This window comes from Rhizobium sp. S163 (genome assembly GCF_030380805.1).
Taxonomy (GTDB): Bacteria; Pseudomonadota; Alphaproteobacteria; order Rhizobiales; family Rhizobiaceae; genus Rhizobium.
Map to the genome: position 1 here is coordinate 1,064,456 of NZ_JAUDSA010000003.1, position 20,596 is coordinate 1,085,051.

General features: G+C 62.1%; 18 protein-coding genes and 1 pseudogene. 12 read left to right on the plus strand and 7 right to left on the minus strand.

The window, feature by feature from the left end:
- Positions 1 to 60: 60 nt before the first annotated feature.
- Both QTL96_RS05450 and QTL96_RS05455 read right to left on the minus strand, forming a co-directional pair.
- Entirely contained in the window at positions 61 to 1,527 is a 1,467-nt protein-coding gene (locus QTL96_RS05450) for a UdgX family uracil-DNA binding protein (RefSeq protein WP_289726976.1), read from the minus strand.
- Positions 1,527 to 2,759 (minus strand): putative DNA modification/repair radical SAM protein, encoded by a 1,233-nt coding sequence (locus QTL96_RS05455; protein ID WP_289726977.1) that lies wholly within the window; start codon positions 2,757 to 2,759, stop codon positions 1,527 to 1,529. The genes QTL96_RS05450 and QTL96_RS05455 overlap by 1 nt, the downstream gene beginning before the upstream one ends.
- A gap of 247 nt (positions 2,760 to 3,006) precedes the next feature.
- Between QTL96_RS05455 and greA the strand changes: the two genes are divergently transcribed.
- Positions 3,007 to 3,483, plus strand: coding sequence for a transcription elongation factor GreA (greA, locus tag QTL96_RS05460; RefSeq protein ID WP_018897430.1), 477 nt, complete (start codon positions 3,007 to 3,009; stop codon positions 3,481 to 3,483).
- A 29-nt stretch (positions 3,484 to 3,512) separates the two neighbouring features.
- Positions 3,513 to 4,565, plus strand: coding sequence for a glycosyltransferase family 4 protein (locus QTL96_RS05465; protein WP_289727179.1), 1,053 nt, complete (start codon positions 3,513 to 3,515; stop codon positions 4,563 to 4,565).
- Positions 4,566 to 4,571: 6 nt separating this feature from the next.
- Here QTL96_RS05465 and QTL96_RS05470 read toward each other — a convergent pair whose 3' ends face one another.
- Positions 4,572 to 5,039 (minus strand): Lrp/AsnC family transcriptional regulator, encoded by a 468-nt coding sequence (locus QTL96_RS05470; protein WP_018897428.1) that lies wholly within the window; start codon positions 5,037 to 5,039, stop codon positions 4,572 to 4,574.
- Between the two features lie 229 nt (positions 5,040 to 5,268).
- Between QTL96_RS05470 and trxB the strand changes: the two genes are divergently transcribed.
- The 6 genes from trxB (at position 5,269) to QTL96_RS05500 (ending at position 11,262) form a co-directional block, all read left to right on the plus strand.
- On the plus strand, positions 5,269 to 6,243 hold the full coding sequence (gene trxB, locus QTL96_RS05475; protein ID WP_047506017.1) for a thioredoxin-disulfide reductase: 975 nt from the start codon (positions 5,269 to 5,271) through the stop codon (positions 6,241 to 6,243).
- A gap of 22 nt (positions 6,244 to 6,265) precedes the next feature.
- Positions 6,266 to 7,162 carry a LysR family transcriptional regulator VtlR gene (locus tag QTL96_RS05480; RefSeq protein WP_018897426.1) on the plus strand — a complete coding sequence of 299 codons (897 nt, stop codon included), beginning with the start codon at positions 6,266 to 6,268 and terminating at the stop codon, positions 7,160 to 7,162.
- Positions 7,163 to 7,713: 551 nt separating this feature from the next.
- Positions 7,714 to 8,007, plus strand: coding sequence for a metalloregulator ArsR/SmtB family transcription factor (locus tag QTL96_RS05485; RefSeq protein ID WP_047506019.1), 294 nt, complete (start codon positions 7,714 to 7,716; stop codon positions 8,005 to 8,007).
- Between the two features lie 2 nt (positions 8,008 to 8,009).
- A complete protein-coding gene (locus QTL96_RS05490; protein WP_289726978.1) occupies positions 8,010 to 9,179 on the plus strand; it encodes an MFS transporter in 1,170 nt (389 codons plus the stop codon).
- 46 nt (positions 9,180 to 9,225) lie between these two features.
- Positions 9,226 to 10,347, plus strand: coding sequence for an alkene reductase (locus QTL96_RS05495; protein ID WP_289726979.1), 1,122 nt, complete (start codon positions 9,226 to 9,228; stop codon positions 10,345 to 10,347).
- A 111-nt stretch (positions 10,348 to 10,458) separates the two neighbouring features.
- The gene (locus QTL96_RS05500; protein ID WP_289726980.1) at positions 10,459 to 11,262 is read left to right on the plus strand and encodes an aminoglycoside phosphotransferase family protein; all 804 of its coding nucleotides are present in this window, start codon (positions 10,459 to 10,461) and stop codon (positions 11,260 to 11,262) included.
- Here the strand turns inward: QTL96_RS05500 and QTL96_RS05505 are convergent.
- Positions 11,259 to 12,257: an SDR family NAD(P)-dependent oxidoreductase gene (locus QTL96_RS05505; RefSeq protein ID WP_289726981.1), complete on the minus strand. Its 999-nt coding sequence runs from the start codon at positions 12,255 to 12,257 to the stop codon at positions 11,259 to 11,261. The genes QTL96_RS05500 and QTL96_RS05505 overlap by 4 nt on opposite strands.
- A gap of 90 nt (positions 12,258 to 12,347) precedes the next feature.
- Here QTL96_RS05505 and QTL96_RS05510 point away from each other — a divergent pair, with 90 nt between their 5' ends.
- A complete protein-coding gene (locus tag QTL96_RS05510; RefSeq protein WP_289726982.1) occupies positions 12,348 to 13,259 on the plus strand; it encodes a LysR family transcriptional regulator in 912 nt (303 codons plus the stop codon).
- Between the two features lie 28 nt (positions 13,260 to 13,287).
- On the opposite strand, the gene QTL96_RS05515 is transcribed toward QTL96_RS05510, so the two are convergent.
- Positions 13,288 to 13,569 carry a DUF2188 domain-containing protein gene (locus QTL96_RS05515; RefSeq protein WP_018897419.1) on the minus strand — a complete coding sequence of 94 codons (282 nt, stop codon included), beginning with the start codon at positions 13,567 to 13,569 and terminating at the stop codon, positions 13,288 to 13,290.
- A 235-nt stretch (positions 13,570 to 13,804) separates the two neighbouring features.
- Here QTL96_RS05515 and QTL96_RS05520 point away from each other — a divergent pair, with 235 nt between their 5' ends.
- The gene (locus QTL96_RS05520; protein WP_289726983.1) at positions 13,805 to 14,902 is read left to right on the plus strand and encodes a calcium:proton antiporter; all 1,098 of its coding nucleotides are present in this window, start codon (positions 13,805 to 13,807) and stop codon (positions 14,900 to 14,902) included.
- Positions 14,903 to 14,972: 70 nt separating this feature from the next.
- Here the strand turns inward: QTL96_RS05520 and QTL96_RS05525 are convergent, their stop codons facing one another.
- Positions 14,973 to 16,127 (minus strand): GGDEF domain-containing protein, encoded by a 1,155-nt coding sequence (locus QTL96_RS05525; protein ID WP_289726984.1) that lies wholly within the window; start codon positions 16,125 to 16,127, stop codon positions 14,973 to 14,975.
- A gap of 143 nt (positions 16,128 to 16,270) precedes the next feature.
- Positions 16,271 to 17,473 (minus strand): pyridoxal phosphate-dependent aminotransferase, encoded by a 1,203-nt coding sequence (locus QTL96_RS05530; RefSeq protein WP_018897416.1) that lies wholly within the window; start codon positions 17,471 to 17,473, stop codon positions 16,271 to 16,273.
- Between the two features lie 339 nt (positions 17,474 to 17,812).
- Between QTL96_RS05530 and QTL96_RS05535 the strand changes: the two are divergent.
- Positions 17,813 to 19,782 (plus strand): annotated as a pseudogene (locus QTL96_RS05535) (VIT domain-containing protein).
- Positions 19,778 to 20,551 carry a class GN sortase gene (locus QTL96_RS05540; RefSeq protein ID WP_289727180.1) on the plus strand — a complete coding sequence of 258 codons (774 nt, stop codon included), beginning with the start codon at positions 19,778 to 19,780 and terminating at the stop codon, positions 20,549 to 20,551. Before QTL96_RS05535 ends, QTL96_RS05540 begins: the two are co-directional and overlap by 5 nt.
- Positions 20,552 to 20,596: the final 45 nt, after the last annotated feature.

Here is a 20,596-nt window from a genome sequence, read left to right on the forward strand (position 1 = left end):
GCCGGCAACGCTACAACATTCGCGCCGAAGCGCCATGGCAATTCGCAAACCGAGCGATCGTCAGGCAGCCATCCCGGCCATCAACTCCCGCACCCGCACCATATCCGCCCGAAACAGCACCATCTCCTCCGCCTTCAGCCGCTCGTCTGGAATGCGCAGCAGATAGGACGGATGGACGGTGACGAACAGTGTTCGTTCCTTCCCCATCCTGATCGGCTGTCCTCGGATATCGGACAGCTTGTGCTTCGTATCCGTCAGCGCCGTCAGCGCGGTGGCGCCCATGGCGACGATCAGCTTCGGCTTGATGAGTTCGATCTCCAGATTGAGCCACCAGCGACAATGCGTGACCTCGCCCATATTCGGCCTCTGGTGGATGCGGCGCTTGCCGCGCGGCTCGTATTTGAAGTGCTTCACCGCATTGGTCACATAGACCGACTGCCGGTCGATCCCCGCCTCGCCCGCCACCTGATCGAACACCTTGCCCGCGGGCCCGACAAACGGCCGCCCGGCGAGATCCTCCTGATCTCCAGGCTGCTCACCGACGAACATCACGTTCGCATTCTCAGGCCCTTCGCCGAAAACCGTCTGCGTCGCCTTCTCGTGCAGCGGACAGCGGGTGCAGACGGCGGCGTCCTCGCGCAGCGCCGCCAGCGTGCCCACCGGCGCTCTTGGCGCTGCGGGCACCCGGCGCGCGGCTTCCTGGAGCCGGTCGTGAAACGGCAGTGGCTCGCTCGCCTGACGTTTCGCCATCGTCAGAACCTTGCTTTCCGCATCTGCGATCATGCCGGGAATGAGATCGGCCTCGGGTAGGTTCTTCCAGTATTTCTTCGGCATTTCCGCCTGCATCGCCTTCACCTTGAGACGCGCCGGATTGAAGATGTTGGCATAATAGGTCCGCCACAGCTGGTCGGCCGGATCAGTGAGATCGGGCTTCTCGCAAGGGTCATGGCTGACGGTCAGCTTCTCGCCATCCCAGGCAGCCGAGCCTTTGGGCGTCGCGATCACCCAGTCCATGTCGTTGAACCGCTTCTGGAAGAACGGCGCCTTGCGGGCGACGATGTGATGATCAGGCTCGAACCAGGCGAGAAACTTCCGCCGCCCATTGAGCGATATCCCCGAGCCCACCTCCTTGAAGCGCACGAAGGCCGTCATCTTGTGGGCGTCGCGGCGAACGCTCTTGTCCATCGCCCGCGCCCGCGCCACGTCTTCGTCCGAGGCGACGTCGAGCAGCGACCGATCACTCTGCAGCCGCCAGAGCAGCCGGTAGAGCAGATAGAAGCGCATCGGATCGCTATGGCAGATCACCGCCTCCGCAAGCCCGATAAAGGCGGGCGGCACCGTCAGCGGTTTGGAAGCATCAAGCGCCGGCAGCTTCGACGACGCTTCAGGCGCGGCAAACAGATCCGTCTCGCGATGACGCTCCCGCCAGTCAATCTCCTCTGGCACGACACCCGAGGCAGCCAGCCGCCGCGCCGCGTCGCGCCACTCGGCCAATTCCCCCCGGCCCTCCAGCAACACGGTAATCATCACAGCAACGACAATTGTTCCGGCTTCGGCTCGAACATCGCCCTCAGATCCGGTCGGTCGATCAGCCGGCGCGGCGACCAGCCCTCGGCCGAGATGAACGCCTGCACCTTCTTGATCGACACGCCAAGCCGCGTCAGGTCCTCGATCCGCAGCCTTCTGAAACGGCGCGCCGACAGGATCGATTTTACCGTCTTCGTCCCCAGCCCCGGCACGCGAAGCAAGGTCTCGCGCGGCGCCCTGTTGATGTCGACGGGGAAGTCGTTGCGATTGCCGAGCGCCCAGGCAAGCTTCGGGTCGAGATTGAGGTCGAGCATGCCGCCCTCCTGCGAGGACGTGATCTCGTCGATCCCAAAACCATAGAAACGATAGAGCCAGTCGGCCTGATAGAGCCGGTGTTCACGCATCAGCGGCGGCTTGATCAGCGGTAGGTTCTTCGACGAGTCGGGAATGGGGCTGAAGGCCGAGTAATAGACGCGCCTCAGCCCGTAGCTTCCGTAAAGCTGCGCGCTGGTCCCGAGAATGGTCGCATCATTGGCCCCGTCGGCCCCGACGATCATCTGCGTACTCTGCCCGCCCGGCACGAAACGCTTGCGCCGCTTGGTCTGCAGCGTCGGCTCGGAAGCCGCCTCGATCTTCAATCGGAGATCACCCATCGAGCGGCGAATGCTGGCCGGCTTCTTTTCCGGCGCCAGTTTCGCGATGCCGCGGTCGGTCGGTAGCTCGATATTGAGCGACAGACGGTCGGCATAGAGCCCGGCTTCCTCGATCAGATGCGCCGACGCCTCGGGAATGGATTTCAGATGAATATAGCCCCGGAAATTATGCGTGGTGCGCAACTCGCGCACTATCCTCACCATCTCTTCCATCGTGTGGTCGGAGGAGCGGATGATCCCTGAGGACAGGAACAGCCCCTCGATATAATTGCGCCGGTAGAACTCCAGCGTCAGCCAGATAACCTCCTCGGGCGTGAACCGCGCCCGCTCCACATTGCTGGATGAACGGTTGATGCAGTAGGCACAGTCGTAGATGCAGAAGTTGGTGAGCAGGATCTTGAGCAGCGAAATGCATCGTCCATCCGGCGTATAGGCATGGCAGATGCCCGCACCTTCAGTCGAACCAAGCCCACCGCTCTTGCCGGAATCGCGCTTGGTGGTTCCGCTGGAGGCGCAGGAGGCGTCATATTTGGCCGCGTCCGAGAGGATGGCCAACCGCTCTTCGAGTGACTTCTTCATGCCTATGTTCACTATATGTTCTATCACTAACAGTCAAGAAAAGCCGCTTCCGATTGATGTTTTTCAAGTTTGACGCGAAAAGCCATGAGGGGTTGCAAGTCGCTTCATCGAATTCTCTGGAAATCGACGGAGGCAATCTGCTATAAACGAAGCAGATAGAGTTTTTGCATGGTTCCGAAGTTCCCCTTCGGGACCTGTTTTCTTTTGTGTCTCTGCCTAGCCGACACAAAGACTGAAGGACAAGAAAATGGTTGATAAGGTACCGATGACGCAGGGTGGTTTCGTCAAGCTGCAGGAAGAGCTGCGCTGGCGTCAGCAGGAAGAACGCCCGCGAATCATCGAGGCGATTGCCGAGGCCCGCGCACACGGCGACCTCTCGGAAAACGCCGAGTACCACGCCGCCAAGGAAGCCCAGAGCCACAACGAAGGCCGCATCGGCGAGCTCGAGGATCTGACAGCGCGCGCCGAAGTCATCGACCTCTCCAAGATGTCCGGCAGCACGATCAAGTTCGGCGCCAAGGTGAAGCTCGTCGATGAGGACACCGAGGAAGAGAAGACCTACCAGATCGTCGGCGACCAGGAAGCCGACGTGAAGGCCGGCCGCATCTCCATCTCCTCCCCGATCGCCCGTGCGCTGATCGGCAAGGAAGTCGGCGATTCCATCGAAGTCAACGCGCCCGGCGGCTCCAAGGCTTACGAAGTTCTGGCCATCACCTGGGGCTGAGGACCTTGGCGGATCGCGGCCGATCGCACATCGTTGATATCGCTGACGTCGAAATCATAGCGCCGAACTTCAAGAAGCGTCTGTCAGGCGTCACCTCGACGATCATCCAGCTTATCCCGGTCCAGCGGGCGCTCGGTCAGAAGATCGCGGCGCTCGGGCCGGGCCTGCCGGCCTCGATCCCGCATATCCGCTTCCGCGACCTTTCAAAACTATGGCGCGCACCCTCGACCCGGCCCTTCCGCGTGTGGCACGCCCGCCGCAATATCGAAATGCTCCCTGCCCTCATCATGCGCGACCTCCTGCGCATGAAGCTGAAGATCGTCTTCACCTCCGCCTCGCAGCGCAAGCACAGCGGCTGGACGAAGTTCCTCGTCTCGAAGATGGACGCCGTAATCGCGACCTCGGGCAAGACGGCGAACTATCTGGAAGTTCCAAGCACCGTCATCCTGCACGGCATCGACACCGCCCGCTTCTCGCCTCCATCCGATAAGGCGCAGGCCAAGCGTGAATGCGGCCTCGACCCGGACAAGAAGATCGCCGGCTGCTTCGGCCGCGTCCGCCACCAGAAGGGCACCGACCTCTTCGTCGATACCATGCTGCGGCTTCTCCCCGATCATCCTGAGTGGAGCGCCATCATCGCCGGCCGCGCCACGGCCCAGCATGTCGAGTTCGAAAACGGCCTGAAGGCAAAGGTCGCCGCCGCCGGCCTTTCAGACCGCATCCTCTTCGTCGGCGAGCATACGAACATCAACGACTGGTACCGCGCGCTCGATCTCTTCGTCGCGCCGCAGCGCTGGGAAGGCTTCGGCCTGACGCCGCTTGAAGCCATGGCCTCGGGCGTGCCTGTCGTGGCAACCGATGTCGGCGCTTTTCCCGAGATCGTCACCACGGGCGACCAAGGCGCAGGCATGCTCATTGCCCGCGACGATCTCGATGCGATGGCAAAGGCCGTTTCGGACCTCATGGATGATGAAAGCCGCCTGGCGCGGCTCGCCGCCAATGCCCCGACGCATGTTATGGAAAGCTTCCGTATCGAAGGCGAAGCCACGAAGCTGAAGGCCGTCTACGACAGCCTCGGCTGAGACAACTCAGACTTCGGTCAATCCGAGCTTCTTGATCTGGCGGATCGTCAGCATGGTGCGCACGGTGTCGACATGCTCGTTGGCGGTCAGCACCTCGATGACGAAATCCTGGAACCGCGTCAGGTTTTCAGCCACGCAGTGCAGCAGGAAGTCGCTGTCGCCCGAAACCATCCAGGCCTGGCGCACCAGCGGCCACTGTGTCGTCGCCGCGGCAAACGCCTTGAGGTTGGCTTCCGACTGATGCTTGAGACCGACCATGCAGAAGGCGACGAGATCGAAGCCCAGCTTCGGGCTGTTCAGCATCGCATGGTAGCCTTCGATGACGCCGGACTCTTCCAGCTTGCGCACGCGCCGAAGACAGGGCGGCGCCGAGATGCCGACCCGGTCGGCGAGCTCGACGTTGGTCATGCGTCCATCCGCCTGCAGCTCACGCAAGATCTTGATATCGATGGCGTCCAGTTCAGCGCGAACCAAGCGAGTGCCTTTCTTTAAAATCGTGAATCCAGCTTCTATATAAAGCGGCACAATACGCAAGAATCTTTCCCTGAGATGACGGAATCTTGCACATCCACACCGAATGCCTTGTTGGTAACGCAAGGCTGCCCTTGAATAAAAGCATTGGTCGTTCATAAATAACGCATGGACGCGTGATGGCCGTATTCGCCTTATATCCAGCGCGTCCAGCCAGTTGAAAGGAAGTCTCATGTCCGCCCGCCACACCAAGGTGCTCATCATCGGTTCCGGCCCCGCCGGCTATACCGCTGCCGTCTATGCGGCACGCGCGATGCTGAAGCCGGTCCTGATTGCAGGGATGGAGCAAGGCGGACAGCTGATGATCACGACGGATGTCGAGAACTATCCGGGCTTCGCCGATCCGATCCAGGGCCCCTGGCTGATGGACCAGATGCTGCAGCAGGCCAAGCACGTTGGCGCCGAGATCGTCAACGACATCGTCACCGAAGTCGAGATGAACCAGCGCCCCTTCGTCGCCCGCACCGATAGCGGCCAGGTCTGGACCGCCGACACGCTGATCATCGCCACCGGCGCCAAGGCCAAGTGGCTCGGCATCGAGAGCGAGCAGACTTTCCAGGGCTTCGGCGTTTCCGCCTGCGCCACCTGCGACGGCTTCTTCTATCGCAACAAGGACGTGATCGTGGTTGGCGGCGGCAACTCTGCCGTCGAGGAAGCGCTGTATCTCTCGAACATCGCCAAGACCGTCACGGTCGTGCATCGCCGCGACAGTTTCCGCTCGGAAAAGATCCTGCAGGAACGCATCTTCGCCAAGGAGAACGTCAAGATCCTCTGGAACACCGAGATCGCCGAAATCACCGGCGCGCCGGCCAAGCCGCCGATGCCGCCGTCGGTATCAGGCGTTCGCCTGCGCGACACCCGCACCGGCACTGTTGCCGACCACACGATCGACGGCGTCTTCGTGGCCATCGGCCATGCGCCGGCGACCGAGCTCTTCAAGGGCAAGCTGAAGCTGAAGGACAACGGCTACCTCTGGACCGCGCCGGATTCGACCGCGACCTCGGTCGAGGGCGTTTACGCGGCCGGCGATGTCACCGACGACACCTTCCGCCAGGCGATCACAGCCGCCGGCATGGGCTGCATGGCAGCGCTCGAGGCCGAACGTTATCTCACGGGCCTTGTGCCCGTCGCCGTAGCTGCGGAGTAATATCGGCATGAGGGGTGGTGGAATGCCGTTGGACTGGGACAAGCTGCGTATCTTTCACGCAGCTGCCGAAGCCGGTTCGTTCACGCACGCGGCCGACAAGCTGCACCTGTCCCAATCCGCGATCAGCCGTCAGGTGAGCGCGCTGGAGCAGGATGTCGGCACCAAGCTGTTCCACCGCCACGCCCGCGGCCTCATACTCACCGAACAGGGCGAGCTGCTCTACCGCACCGCCCATGACGTGCTCCTGAAGCTCGAAACCGTGAAGATGCAGCTCACCGAGACGACGGAAACGCCGTCGGGTAAGCTCCGTGTCACGACGACCGTCGGTCTCGGCCAGGGCTGGCTCACGGACAAGATCCAGGAGTTCATGCAGCTCTATCCGGATGTCCAGATCCAGCTCATCCTCGACAACGAGGAAGTGGATGTGAACATGCGCTACGCCGACTGCGCGATTCGTCTTCGCCAGCCGCAGCAATCCGACCTCATTCAGCGCAAGCTGTTTACCGTGCACATGCACGTCTATGCGGCCCCCTCCTATATCAACCGATATGGCGAGCCGCAGGCGGTCGAGGATCTCGACAATCACCGAATCATCACCTTCGGCGAACCCGCGCCGAACTACTTGCTCGACGTGAACTGGCTTGAAATCGCCGGCCGCTCGTCGGACAACAAGCGCATTCCGCACCTGCAGATCAACAGCCAGACCTCGATCAAGCGCGCCTGCCTTCTCGGCATGGGCGTCGCCTGCCTGCCCGACTATATCGTCGGCCGCGACCCGGGCCTGATTCAGCTGCCGATCAACGCCGACGTGCCGTCCTTCGACACCTATTTCTGCTATCCCGACGAAATGAAGAACGCCGCCAAGCTCAAGGCTTTCCGCGACTTCATCGTCAGCAAGGCCAGAAACTGGAGTTTCTAACTGTTTTTGCGACGAAATTCGCAGCCGTGCAGAGCACGCATGCCTGACATGCACAAAAATTGGTTGCCGGCTGCACATTAAAACACCATATCAACATCAGCTGATGCACACGGTGGCTTTTCCTCCCAGTTCCACCGCATTAGCTGTTCCCCTCTGGAGGTTTAGACCTTCATACCTATAAAGGGCCCCGAGCTTTCGGTGGCCCTCTTTTTTTGCCTTGATTTGCCCTAATTTTTCGCATCGCAGCAAAAAATGCTGCATTGCATAGCAGGCATGCGCAAAAGGGCATTGAAATCTGCCCGTCAAAGCATCATATCGCACTCAGTTGATGCACATGGCGGTTCTCTCCCAGTGCCGCTGCATTAGCTGTTCCCCTCTGGAGGTTGAATAACCTTCACACCTTAAAGGGCCCCGTTCATTCGGTGGCCCTCTTTTTTTGCTTAAAATTTAACCGCGGAAAAAATCGCACGCGCCGCTCGCGCATGTCTTGAACATCGAAAATCGTCGATCCATATATCGGTCAGAAACGATTTATGGTTCGGCAAACGACGATGGACAACGACGAAATCCTGAAAGCGATATCTCATCCCAAGCGGATGGAGATTCTGAACTGGCTGAAGAACCCCGAAGAGCATTTCTCTTCGCAGGAGCACCCGCTCGAGATGGGTGTCTGCGCCAGCCAGTTCGAACGCTGCGGCCTCTCGCAATCGACCGTCTCCGCTCACTTGGGCACGCTCAGCCGTGCCAATCTCGTGACCACGCGCCGAGTCGGTCAGTGGATCTTCTACAAGCGCAACGAAGAAACCATCGCTGCCTTCCTCAAGCAACTGGCACAGGATCTCTGAACATGCCCCTCGCTCTCCTCGTCCTGGCGCTCAGCGCTTTTGCGATTGGCACCACCGAATTCGTCATCATGGGCCTGCTGCCCGAAGTCGCCACCGACCTTGCGGTGACGATCCCGCAGGCCGGCTGGCTCGTCACCGGTTATGCACTCGCGGTCGCCGTCGGCGCCCCCGTCATGGCGGTCTCCACCGCGCACCTGAAACGCCGCACGGCGCTGATCGCGCTCATGGCCTTCTTCATCGCCGGCAATCTGCTCTGCGCGCTGGCGCCGAGCTACTGGGTGCTGATGATCGCCCGCGTCGTCACCGCGCTCTGCCACGGCGCCTTCTTCGGCATCGGCTCCGTCGTCGCCGCAAACCTCGTGGCGCCGGATCGCCGCGCCCGCGCCGTGGCGCTGATGTTCACCGGCCTGACGCTCGCAAACGTCTTGGGCGTGCCGCTCGGCACCGCGATCGGCCAGGCATTCGGCTGGCGCTCGACCTTCGCGGTCGTCACCGTACTTGGCGTCATCACCATCGCCGGCCTGATCGCCATGCTCCCCAAGGACAAGCAGGAGGAACAAGGCAACATCTTCCGCGAGATCGCCGCCCTGAAGAACGGCCACCTCTGGCTGGCGCTGTCGACCACCGTCTTCTTCGCCGCCTCGATGTTCGCACTCTTCACCTACATCGCGCCGCTGCTGCGTGATGTCACCGGCCTGTCGCCTCAGGGCGTTACCTGGACGCTGTTCCTGATCGGCCTCGGCCTCACCGTCGGCAATCTTCTCGGCGGCAAGCTCGCCGACTGGAAGCTCGGGCCGACGCTCGCCGGCGTCTTCGCGATGATCGCCGTGACCTCTGTCGCCTTCGGCTTTACCAGCCCCTATTTCATCGCCGCCGAAATCACCCTCTTCGTCTGGGCCGTCGCGACCTTCGCTGCCGTCCCCGCCCTGCAGGTCGGTGTCGTGCACTTCGGCAAGGATGCGCCCAATCTTGTCTCGACGATCAATATCGGCGCCTTCAACACCGGCAACGCGCTCGGCGCCTGGGCTGGCGGCATGGCCATCGAGCTCGGCTTCGACATGACCCGCGTACCGCTGGTCGCCGCCTTCATGGCCCTGATCGGCCTCGTCGTCACGGCACTTACCTATCTCTCCGCCAAGGGCAAGGCAGCCATGCCCGCCCCGGCTGAATGATCCTTCCAACGCCCCCAAACCACTAGCACCACCGAAAGGACTTTCCATGAGCAAGCTCTTCGAACCGACGCAGGTTGGCGACATCGCCGTCAAGAACCGCATCGTCATGGCCCCGCTGACCCGCAACCGCTCGCCGGGCGCCGTGCCGAACGACCTCAACGTCGAATATTACACGCAGCGCGCCTCCGCCGGCCTGATCGTCACCGAAGCGACGGCGATCACCCATCAGGGCCAGGGCTATGCCGACGTCCCCGGCCTCTACAGCAAGGAAGCTTTGGATGGCTGGAAGCGCGTGACCGACGCCGTGCACGCCCATGGCGGCAAGATCGTCGTCCAGATGTGGCATGTCGGCCGTATCTCGCACACGACGCTGCAGCCGAACGGCGGCAAGCCGGTCTCATCAAGCAACAAGACCGCCAAGTCGAAGACCTACCTCGTCAATTCAGACGGCACCGGCAGCTTCGCCGAGACCTCCGAGCCCCGCGCGCTTGAAACCGCCGAAATCGCCGGCATCGTCGAGGACTACCGCAAGGCCGCGCGCGCCGCGATCGACGCCGGCTTCGATGGCGTCGAGATCCACGCAGCCAACGGCTACCTGATCGACCAGTTCCTGCGCGCCGACATCAACGACCGCACCGACCAGTATGGCGGCTCGATCGAAAACCGCGCCCGCTTCCTGTTCGAAGTGGTCGATGCGATCACCAAGGAAATCGGCCCGCGCGTCACCGGCATCCGCATCTCGCCGGTCACCCCTGCCAACGACGCATCCGACGCTGCCCCTCAGCCGCTGTTCGACTACGTCGTTGAGGGTCTGGCTAAGTACGACCTCGCCTTCATCCACATCATCGAGGGTGCCACCGGCGGCGACCGCAACTTCCAGCAGGGCGACAAGCCCTTCGACTATGCGGGCCTGCGCGCCGCCTATGAAAAGGCCGGCGGCAAGGCAAGCTGGATGGTCAACAACGGCTATGATCGCCAGCTCGCCATCGACACCGCCGAAAGCGGCAAGGCCGACCTGATCGCGTTCGGCAAGCCGTTCATCGCCAACCCTGACCTCGTCGAGCGCCTCAAGGCCAACGCCCCGCTCAACGAAATCGACCAGGCCACCCTCTATGGCGGCGGCCCGAAGGGCTACATCGACTACCCTGTCCTCGAAAAGGTCGCCTGATCGACACCAAGCCTCGAAATCCCGCCATCCGGCGGGATTTCTCTTTCTGGCCCATGTCATTCTGGGTCGACGTCATTTCCCTTTCCGGCCGCGACCGGCTAGCATCCCCTCATGTTCAAGCCCTATCTCGACCGCTGGCACCTCACCCCTGAAGGCGAGCCTGTCGTCACCCACTCCAGCAACCTTCTGCCCGTGCTGTGGCGCGGCAAGCCGGCCATGCTGAAGCTGAGCGCCGACGAAGCCGAGCGATCGGGCGCCGCGGTGATGCACTGGTGGGACGGAAGCGGTGCGGCCAAGGTCTATTGCCACGACGCCGATGCAATCGTGCTTGAGCGCGCCCAAGGTGGCCGCTCGCTGCTCGCCATGGCCGCTGAAGGCGAAGATGACGAGGCAAGCTGCATCCTCTGCGACACCGTCGCCAGACTGCATACGCCACGCCAAACAGCGAAGCCACCGCTCATTCCCCTTGCCAGATGGTTCCGCGACCTCGCTCCGGCCGCCGGCAAATACGGCGGCGTGCTCACCGAGTGCCACGACATCGCCAGCGCCCTGCTCGCCGAACCGCGCGACGAGACCGTCCTGCACGGCGATATCCACCACGGCAATGTCCTCGACTTCGAAGAACACGGCTGGCTGGCGATCGATCCAAAGGGCCTGGTTGGCGAGCGTGGCTTCGACTACGCCAACATCTTCGCCAACCCGGAGCTCTCGACGGTCACCGATCCCTATCGGCTCCGCCGCCAGCTGCCGATTGTATCGGCTGCCGCCAACATCGACCCCGCGCGCCTGCTGCGCTGGATCGCCGCCTATTGCGGTCTCTCCGCCGCCTGGTTTCTCGACGACAGCATGTCACAGGAAGCGCAGAGCCCGCTCACCGTCGCCGGCATCGCGCTCACGGAACTCAGCCAAGGCTAGCCACGCGGCGCCAACGCGCCCGCCACCTCATCGTCCATCCGCTCTTCAAGGCAGCCGAGCGACAGCAAGGTCGTCCTGATGGCCTCATCAACAGGCGTGCGCGGCTCGAAGCCGAGTTCCGCCACCAGACGGTCATTGCTCATCCGGATCGGATCGCGCCAGAGATAACGCATCTCCTTCAACTCGCGCATGAAAGTCACGAAGGGTGCTGCCAGCGGTACGACGAACCAGGGAAAGCTCCGCACCTTCACCCGACCGCCAACGGCGCGCCTGATCGCTTCGACCATCTGCTGCCCATCGTGATCCCAGAAGCCGTCCATATGATAGACGGCAAAATCAGGCAGCCGCTCGCGGCGCTCGATGAATTGGACCATCGTCTCCGCCACATCGGGCAGATAAGCCCACTGATGCCCCACACCCTTGCGCGCCGGGTTGGTCACAGTGGAAACGGGCTTGCCTGGCGTGATCATCCCCTGCGAAAACCAGCTGCTCGCCGCCCCCGGCCCGAAGAAATCGCCGGCCCTGACAATGATGACGGGCGCCCCATCACGCGATCCGGCCTCCAGCCGCTTTTCCATCTCGACGCGGATGGCACCCTTCTTCGTCACCGGATGCTGCGGGCTGTCCTCGCGCAGAACAGGAAAGGCATCCGGCCCGAAATTGTAGACCGTGCCGGGAAGCACGATCGTTGCACCGACCGCCCTGGCGGCCGCGATCGTATTGTCGAGCATCGGCAGCACCAGCTTTTTCCAATCGCGATAGCCGGGCGGATTGACGGCGTGCACGATCAGGCTTGCCCCTTCAGCGGCGGCCATCACATCGGCCGCACGCATCGCGTCACCCTGCACCCAGTTCAAACAGGGCTCGGCGGCGCGCGCCTTCTCCACATTGCGGTTCAGCGCGCGGACATGCCAGCCGCGCGAAACCAGCTTGCGGGCAACCGCGCCGCCAATGCCACCGGTTGCTCCGAGTACAAGTGCGATCTGCTGTGTCATCATCGTCTCCATCTGTTGATGAAGAGATGATGCGCTCTTGAAGAGATAAACGAAATTGACGAAATTCGTATCTCATCTATACGTATTTGAATGACAATAGAGCCGAGCTGGGATTTCTACCGCACTCTTCTCGCCGTGCTCCACCACGGCTCGCTATCGGCCGCCGCCCGCGAGCTCGGGTTGACGCAGCCGACCATCGGCCGCCATATCGACGCGCTGGAAGAGATCGTCGGCACCCAGCTCTTCGTCCGCTCGCAGAGCGGCCTGATGCCGACCGAAGCCGCCCTCGAGCTCAAGCCCTATGCCGAAACGCTCGCCTCAACCTCCGCGGCGCTACTGCGCACCGCCTCTGGTCATCGCGACCGCATCGCCGGCCCAGTCCGCATCAGCGCCAGCGAGGTGATCGGCGTCGAGGTGCTGCCCTCAATCCTGGCACCGCTGATGGAACAATATCCGGAACTCGAGATCGAGCTCTCCGCCTCCGACGCGGTCGAGGATCTGCTGAGCCGCGAAGCCGATATCGCCGTGCGGATGAGCGAGCCGACACAGGAAGCGCTGGTGGTGCGCCGCATCGGCGACATTCCGCTCGGCTTCCACGCCCATCGCCGCTATCTCGACCATCGCGGCACGCCGGAGACCATGGCCGATCTAGGTAACCACCGCCTGATCGGCTTCGACCGGCACACCGGCTATGTCAGGACGATGCTGAAACGCTACCCTGTCTTCGCCGACCTCGCCTTCGGCTTCAAGGCCGATAGCACGTTGGCGCAGATGGCGGCGATCCGGTCGGGATTGGGGATTGGTATGTGCCAGACAGGACTGGCGGCGTCGGATGAAAATCTCGTCCACGTTCTGCCGCAGGCGTTTCAGATTCCCCTCGCGACTTGGGTGGTGATGCACGAGGCGATCAGGACCTCACCGCGCTACCGCGTCACCTTCGATGCGCTGGTCACGGGCCTGCTCGATTATATCAGGGAAGGAGCGCTCGGCCGCCGGGACTGACGGAACGCGTCAAGAAAGGCGCGATCGGTCAGGCGCGTGGCGACGTTGCGGCCTGGTGGGTCTTCCAGTTGCCATCGACCACCTCGGTCTCCGGACGGTCGCCACCTTCGGCATATTCCTCATGCCACTTGCCCTTGTCGTCCTGCCAACTGATCTCGGCGGAATCGCCGCCGACCTGCTGCTCGGCCGCCACGATACGGGCCGCCTCAAGCGCTTCGGAATGTGTCGGGAAGGCCTCGGAATACACGTTTCCCAGCCGGTAGGCCCAGCCGCCATCGTGCTGGACGACTTCATAGACCACCTTGACCATGCACTTCACTCCTCTTTTGCTTGGTTCAACACACCGAACCGACAGGATCTGATCCTGTTTAGCGCGGTGCCACTTGGCAAAAAGACGAGAGGCGCCGCGATATGCTTCCGGCTGACCGATGAGGCAGTATTCCATTAAATGCCCAAGACTGCAAACCTGCCCCGCGCAATCGCCGACTTGATATGTGAAATCATCGCCTTAGACTTGAGAGATGAATCAAGATCGGAGCTCGACGTTGGGGATAGTGTCACGCCTGAAAACCGAACGGTACCTGCTGATCGCGATTGCGGTCGGCGTGGCGGCGTTTCTATCGGAACACGCGATCATGGAGATGGGCCAGGGCGCGGCACTCATCGCGGCCGTCGCCCTCGTCGTCACCATCGTGCTCGCCTCGATGCGTGTGGCCCATCACGCCGAAATCCTCGCCATCAAGGTCGGCGATCCCTATGGCACGATGATCCTGACGCTCTCGGCTGTTGCCGTCGAGGTCATCATCCTCGCCATCATGATGGCCGGCGAAAGCTCCCCGACGCTGGTGCGCGACACGATCTATTCGGCGCTGATGCTGGATATCAACGGCATCCTTGGCCTTGCCGCCTTGCTCGGCGGCCTGAAGCACGGCGAGCAGCCCTATAACGACAATTCCGGCAAGACCTATGGCGTCATGATCCTGACGGCGATCGGCATATCGATGATCGTCCCGGAATTCGTGCCCGACGAGAAATGGCACTATTATTCCGCCTTCACCATCGTCGCGATGATCGCGCTCTACGCGCTTTTCCTGCGCATGCAGGTCGGCCAGCACAGCTATTTCTTCAGCTACAGCTACCCTCGCGCCGAGCGCAAGCAGGACACATCGGAGGACCATGGCGACGAAGGATCGACGGCAGTCTCGATCGCCACGATCCTGGCGGGCGTCGTCATCATCGGCGCACTCGCCGAGTTCATGTCGGCCTTCATGACGACGGGCCTCAAGGACACCGGCGCGCCGATCGGCCTCACAGCGCTCGTCGTCGCGACCATATCGGCCGCGCCCGAGATCCTGACCGCGCTTCGCGCCGCGTTGAAGAACCGCATGCAGGCAACCGTCAACATCGCCATGGGTGCCTCGCTCTCGACCGTCATCCTGACAGTCCCGGTCATGGAGGCAATCGCCCTCTACACCGGCCAGCCCTTCATCATGGCGATGACGCCGGTGCAGACGGTGATGGTCACCATCACCCTGATCGCCGCCGCCATCAACCTCAACGACGGCGAGACCAACGCCATCGAGGGGATGACGCACTTCATCCTCTTCGCAACGTTCCTGATGCTGGCAAGCCTGGGGCTATAGCGGCAGATAGAATCCGAAATCAACGCCTTAGGGCGAAAACCTGAATCGGATTGCCAAGCCGGAAAGCCGATTATGCCGCGATCTTGTCATAGAGAACGGCGCGATTGCGGCCGCTGTCCTTGGCGGCATAAAGAGCCGCATCGGCCATCTTGAGCAGATCGCTCCAGGAGCGGCCCGCATCCGCGCTCGTTGCAACGCCGATGCTGACGGTGAGCGGCACACGCTGACCGTTGCTATCCACTTCGAGCTTACCGATCAGATCGACCAGACGCTCGGCCGCCTTCATGGCCTCCAAGGCATTCGTCTTCGGCAGATAGGCCGCGAACTCCTCGCCGCCGAGGCGCGCAAAACTGCCGTCAGTTTTAAGGTTGCGGCTGATCGCATCGGCGAAGCTGACGAGCACCTGATCGCCGGTATCGTGACCGAAGCGGTCGTTGACCTGCTTGAACAGGTCGAGATCCATCAACAGCAGCGCATCGTCCCCACGCATGACCTTCGGCATTCGCGAGGTAAACCAGCGGCGGTTGCCGACACCGGTCAGCATATCCGTATCGGCCACATGCCGCAGCGCCGCCTCGGCACGCTCCTTCACGAGGATGATCACGAAAAGCGCGATCGCGAAATGGCAAATGATGCGGATGAAGAACGCCCAGCGCGGCGTCATCGGAGCGATCGCCGGCGTCAGCATGGCAACGACGATGAGCAAGGCCAGAAGCGACGACAGCGCGATCACGCAAGACAGCACGATCCGCACCGGCAGCCGTTCCGGCCGCCGATCATGCAGCACGGTGGCTGTGGCTGCCGCAAGCGAAAGGAAGGAGATGAAGTTGCTGACGGCACCGCGAATAGCGTCGTCCAGATAGAATCGCGTCGCGAACGCAATCACGATCAGCGCCGCTGGAATGATCAGCACCAGCCAATCGATCCGCCGCCGCCGACCGCTGCTGAGCTGGCGCATTCCGACCCAGAAAACCGAATAGCCGATCAGGCCGAATACGAAGGTGCCGAACGTCCATATTTCATGGGAGAGCACCGAACGCTCGCCCAGCCCCGCCAAGGTCGACGACATCGCCAGCGACAGGAAGCCGATCGCCAGAGTGCCCAACCCCTCACCGCGCTTCGACTGCCAGCGCGTATAGAGAAAGCAGAGAGCGCCGACGAGAAACGAGCATTGGTGCAACAGGAGAACCGTTGCGAAGTCGAGCTGGAAGGATTGAAGCGTCATGATACCAAAAGCAATGAAATCTATAAAAACAGCGCACCAATAGGCGGCAGTCATTAGCGATCTTTAAATGGGCGGCAGCAAAACACACCTGCAATAAAAAACCCGCCGTCGCCGGCGGGTTTCGAAGTTCAAAGCGAGGCTGCTTACTTGCAGGCGCCGCAGAAGCGCTGGATGCGCTTGCAGGCTTCTTCCAGCAGTGCTTCCGAGGTCGCGTAGGAGATGCGGAAGTTCGGGCCGAGGCCGAAGGCCGAGCCGTGAACCACGGCAACGCCTTCCGATTCCAGCAGCTCGGACACGAAGTCCTCATCCGTCTCGATGACCTTGCCCGTCGGGGCCGTCTTGCCGATCAGGCCGGCGCAGGACGGGTAGACGTAGAAGGCGCCTTCCGGGTTCGGGCACGAAATGCCCTTGGCCTGGTTCAGCATCGACACGACGAGGTCGCGGCGGCCTTCGAAGATCTTCTTGTTCTCGGGAATGAACGCCTGCGTGCCGTTCAGCGCCTCGACAGCGGCCCACTGCGCGATCGACGATGCGCCGGAGGTCTGCTGGCCCTGGATCATGTCCATGGCCTTGATCAGCTGGATCGGGCCCGCTGCGTAGCCGATACGCCAGCCGGTCATCGCGTAAGCCTTCGAAACGCCGTTCATGGTGAGCGTGCGGTCATAGAGCTTCGGCTCGACTTCGACCGGCGTGACGAACTTGAAGTCGCCATAGGTCAGGTGTTCATACATGTCGTCGGTCAGGATCCAGACATGCGGATGCTTGAGCAGCACGTCGGTCAGAGCCTTCAGTTCGTCATGCGTATAGGCGGCACCCGACGGGTTGGACGGCGAGTTGAAGATGAACCACTTCGTCTTCGGCGTGATCGCCTTGTCGAGATCGGCTGCCTGGAGCTTGAAGTTGTTTTCCTGCGTCGTCATGACGGTAACCGGCGTACCGCCGCACAGCGCCACCATTTCAGGATACGACACCCAGTAAGGAGCCGGGATAACGACTTCATCGCCGGCATTCAGCGTTGCCATGAAGGCGTTGAAAAGAATCTGCTTTCCGCCGGTGCCGACGATCGTCTGCTCCCAGGAATAGTCCAGGCCGTTCTCGCGCTTGAACTTCGCGGCGATCGCCTTGCGCAGTTCAGGGATACCGGAAACCGGCGTGTACTTCGTCTCGCCGCGGTTGATAGCGTCGATCGCTGCCTGCTTGATATTGTCGGGCGTATCGAAGTCCGGCTCACCGGCGCCAAGACCGATCACGTCACGGCCTTTTGCTTTCAACTCGCGCGCTTTCTGGGAAACGGCGATGGTGGCGGAAGGCTTCACACGGGAAAGAGCATCGGCAAGAAAGGCCATGATATCGGTCCTATACGGTTGATTTTAGCAGACGGCCGGGGCCGGATTTCTGCGCTACGGTCTATGTCCAATGTAGGCAGGCTTTTCAAGGCCAAAGGGGTGATGAATCGGATGATTCTTCGTGATCATTCGCGCCATCGAGATCGTGATTCGCATAATCCGAAGCCGCCTCATCGACGCGGTTCCGATTTACGCCCTGAAATCAAAAACTTCGCCAAATTGGCCCTTCGCCACGAATTGGCCGCAACAAATGCCGTGCCATGCCGCAATTCGGTCGCGAGCCCGCCGAGATCGAAGCCGCATTCTTGCATCTCCGAAATTGGTTACTGAGGGCATGCCATGTTTCTGGAAGATGAAGTCACCTTGAGGCGGCTGCGCGCCGCCCGCGTTTCCATATCCCTGCTGATCGCATTCGTGGCATTCGCCGCTTCCATCCTGGTTACATCAGGACTGGTGACGGCCGCCTATGCCGCCGAGGAAAGCCAGCCGAAAGCCCGCGAGATCGCCGGCCTGATCAAGCCGAACGACGTCAACAGCGGCTCCCTGCTCTTTCCCGCCAAGGAACCCGGCTTCTTCGTCGAGGCGCCGCGCCTGAAGACCGACGTCGAGATGGATGTCACCGGCCCCATCGCCCGCGTCAAGGTCACGCAGCGTTTCCAGAACCCGAGCAAGGGTTGGGTCGAAGGCACCTACGTCTTCCCGCTGCCTGAAAATTCCGCCGTGGACGTCCTGAAGATGCAGATCGGCGATCGCTTCATCGAAGGCCAGATCAAGCCGCGCCAGGAAGCCCGTGAGATCTACGAGCAGGCCAAAGCCGAGGGCAAGAAGACCGCTCTTCTGGAACAGCAGCGTCCCAACATCTTCACCAACCAGGTCGCCAATATCGGCCCCGGCGAAACCATCGTCGTGCAGGTCGAATACCAGCAGACGGTGCACCAGTCCGGCGGCGAGTTCTCGCTGCGCTTCCCGATGGTCGTCGCACCCCGCTACAATCCGGCGCCGATCGTCCAGACCGTCGAATTCAACAACGGCGCCGGCTTCGCCGTCCCGTCCAATCCGGTCGAAAACCGCGAGAAGATCACCGCACCGGTGCTCGATCCGCGTGAAAACGCCAAGATCAACCCTGTCGCGCTGACCGTGAAGCTGGCTTCGACGACACGATGACCGACTATTTCAACGGCCTCGTCGCCGCCTCCCCCGACAATCGCGAAAAAACGATATCCTATGTCAGGAGCCTGAATGCCGATGGCGGCACCGAAATGCTGCCCGCGTTGCAGGATGCGCTCCGCAACCAGGGCTCGGTCGCAGCGGGCGCATTGCGCCAGGTCGTCTTCCTTACCGACGGCGCGATCGGCAACGAACAGCAACTCTTCACCGAGATCACCCAGAACCGTGGCGACGCCCGTGTCTTCACCGTCGGCATCGGCTCGGCGCCCAACTCCTACTTCATGACCAAGGCCGCCGAGATGGGCCGCGGCACCTTCACTCAGATCGGCTCCACCGACCAGATCGCCACGCGCATGGCCGAGCTGTTCCAGAAGCTGCAGAACCCCGCGATGACCGATATCGCGGCGACTTTCGAAAACGCCAAGGCCGAGGACATCACCCCCAACCCGATGCCCGACCTCTACACCGGCGAACCCGTGGTGCTGACGGCAGAACTGCCGGACACCAAGCCGACGGGCAAACTGCAGATAGCGGGCAAGACAGGCGCCCAGCCCTGGCGGGTCGAGATGGAGATCGCCAATGCCGCCGACGGCCAGGGCATCTCCAAGCTCTGGGCGCGCCGCAAGATCGACGACCTCGAAGCCCGCGCCTATGAGCGCCAGGACCCAACGGCCCTCGACAAGGATGTCGAGACCGTGGCGCTTGCCCATCACTTGGTCTCCCGCATGACCAGCCTCGTCGCCGTCGATGTCACCCCATCGCGCCCTTCGGACAAGCCTCTGGACTCCGCCAAGCTCCCGCTTAACCTGCCCGATGGCTGGGACTTCGAGAAAGTCTACGGCGAGACCGCCCCTGCCCCGCAGGCACCTTCGGGCAACGGACCCGACCACGCCATGGCCGCACCGCTGCAGCAGGTGGCCGAGCTTGCAGCAACCCGCATGGCGGCCGCTCCCACACCCAAGGCCGCCAACCTGATCGCCCAGCGCTCGGCCTCCATCCAGCTGCCGCAGACTGCGACGCGCGCCGACGAGCAGATCGCCCGTGGCGTGACGATGATGATCCTGGCGCTGGTGGCCGCAAGCGGTCTGATGGCGTGGAGACGCCGCAACGCCATGGCGGGAGGAACCCGCCGTGGCCATTAGATCAGCCAGAACCAGCGGAGCCGGGCCGGCCGATGATTTCGGCCCGCTTCCCACCTATCTGGAACTCGCCATGGCGACGGCGGCGGCAACCGCCTTCGACGCACCCGACAACAAGCAGCCATCAGCGCTATTGCCGCGCTTTTCCGTGGTCGAGAAGGTGATCGCTGCAGGCATCGCCATCCTGGCGATCTACGGGATGATCCTGATCGGCGACGGCATCTACATCAAGGCGAAGGCGCAGCTGTCGCAATTCCTGCTCGCCCGCGCCTTCGCCGCCGAGCTGCGCGGCGAGGATGCCAAGCCATGGCCCTGGGCCGACTTCACCACCGAGGCGAAGGTCAGCGCCCCGCGCCTCGGCAAGCAGGCGATCGTTCTCTCCGGCGCCTCCGGCGAAGCCCTTGCCTTCGGCCCCGCATGGCTCACCAACACGCCGCAGCCCGGCGACGAAGGCACATCCGTCATCGCCGCCCACCGCGACACCCACTTCCGCTGGCTCAAGGACGTCAAGCCGGGCGATGAGATCGAGGTGACGCGCCGCGACGGCGAACGCCTGATCTTCAAGGCCGGCGAAGGCCGTGTCGTCTCCTGGGACGACAGCGGCATCGACCCGACCGCGCATGGCCGTAACCTCGTACTGGCAACCTGCTGGCCCTTCGGCGCCACCGAACGCGGGCCGCTCCGTTACATCGTTGATGCTGAGCTTGTGGATGCGAAAACGACCGGTTCCATTCAAGGCCGAAACACAATGCCGTTATCCTCCGCCCCTTGAGGGTTGAACCGAAGCACCCGCTCCTCCAAGTCTCATGCGAATTGA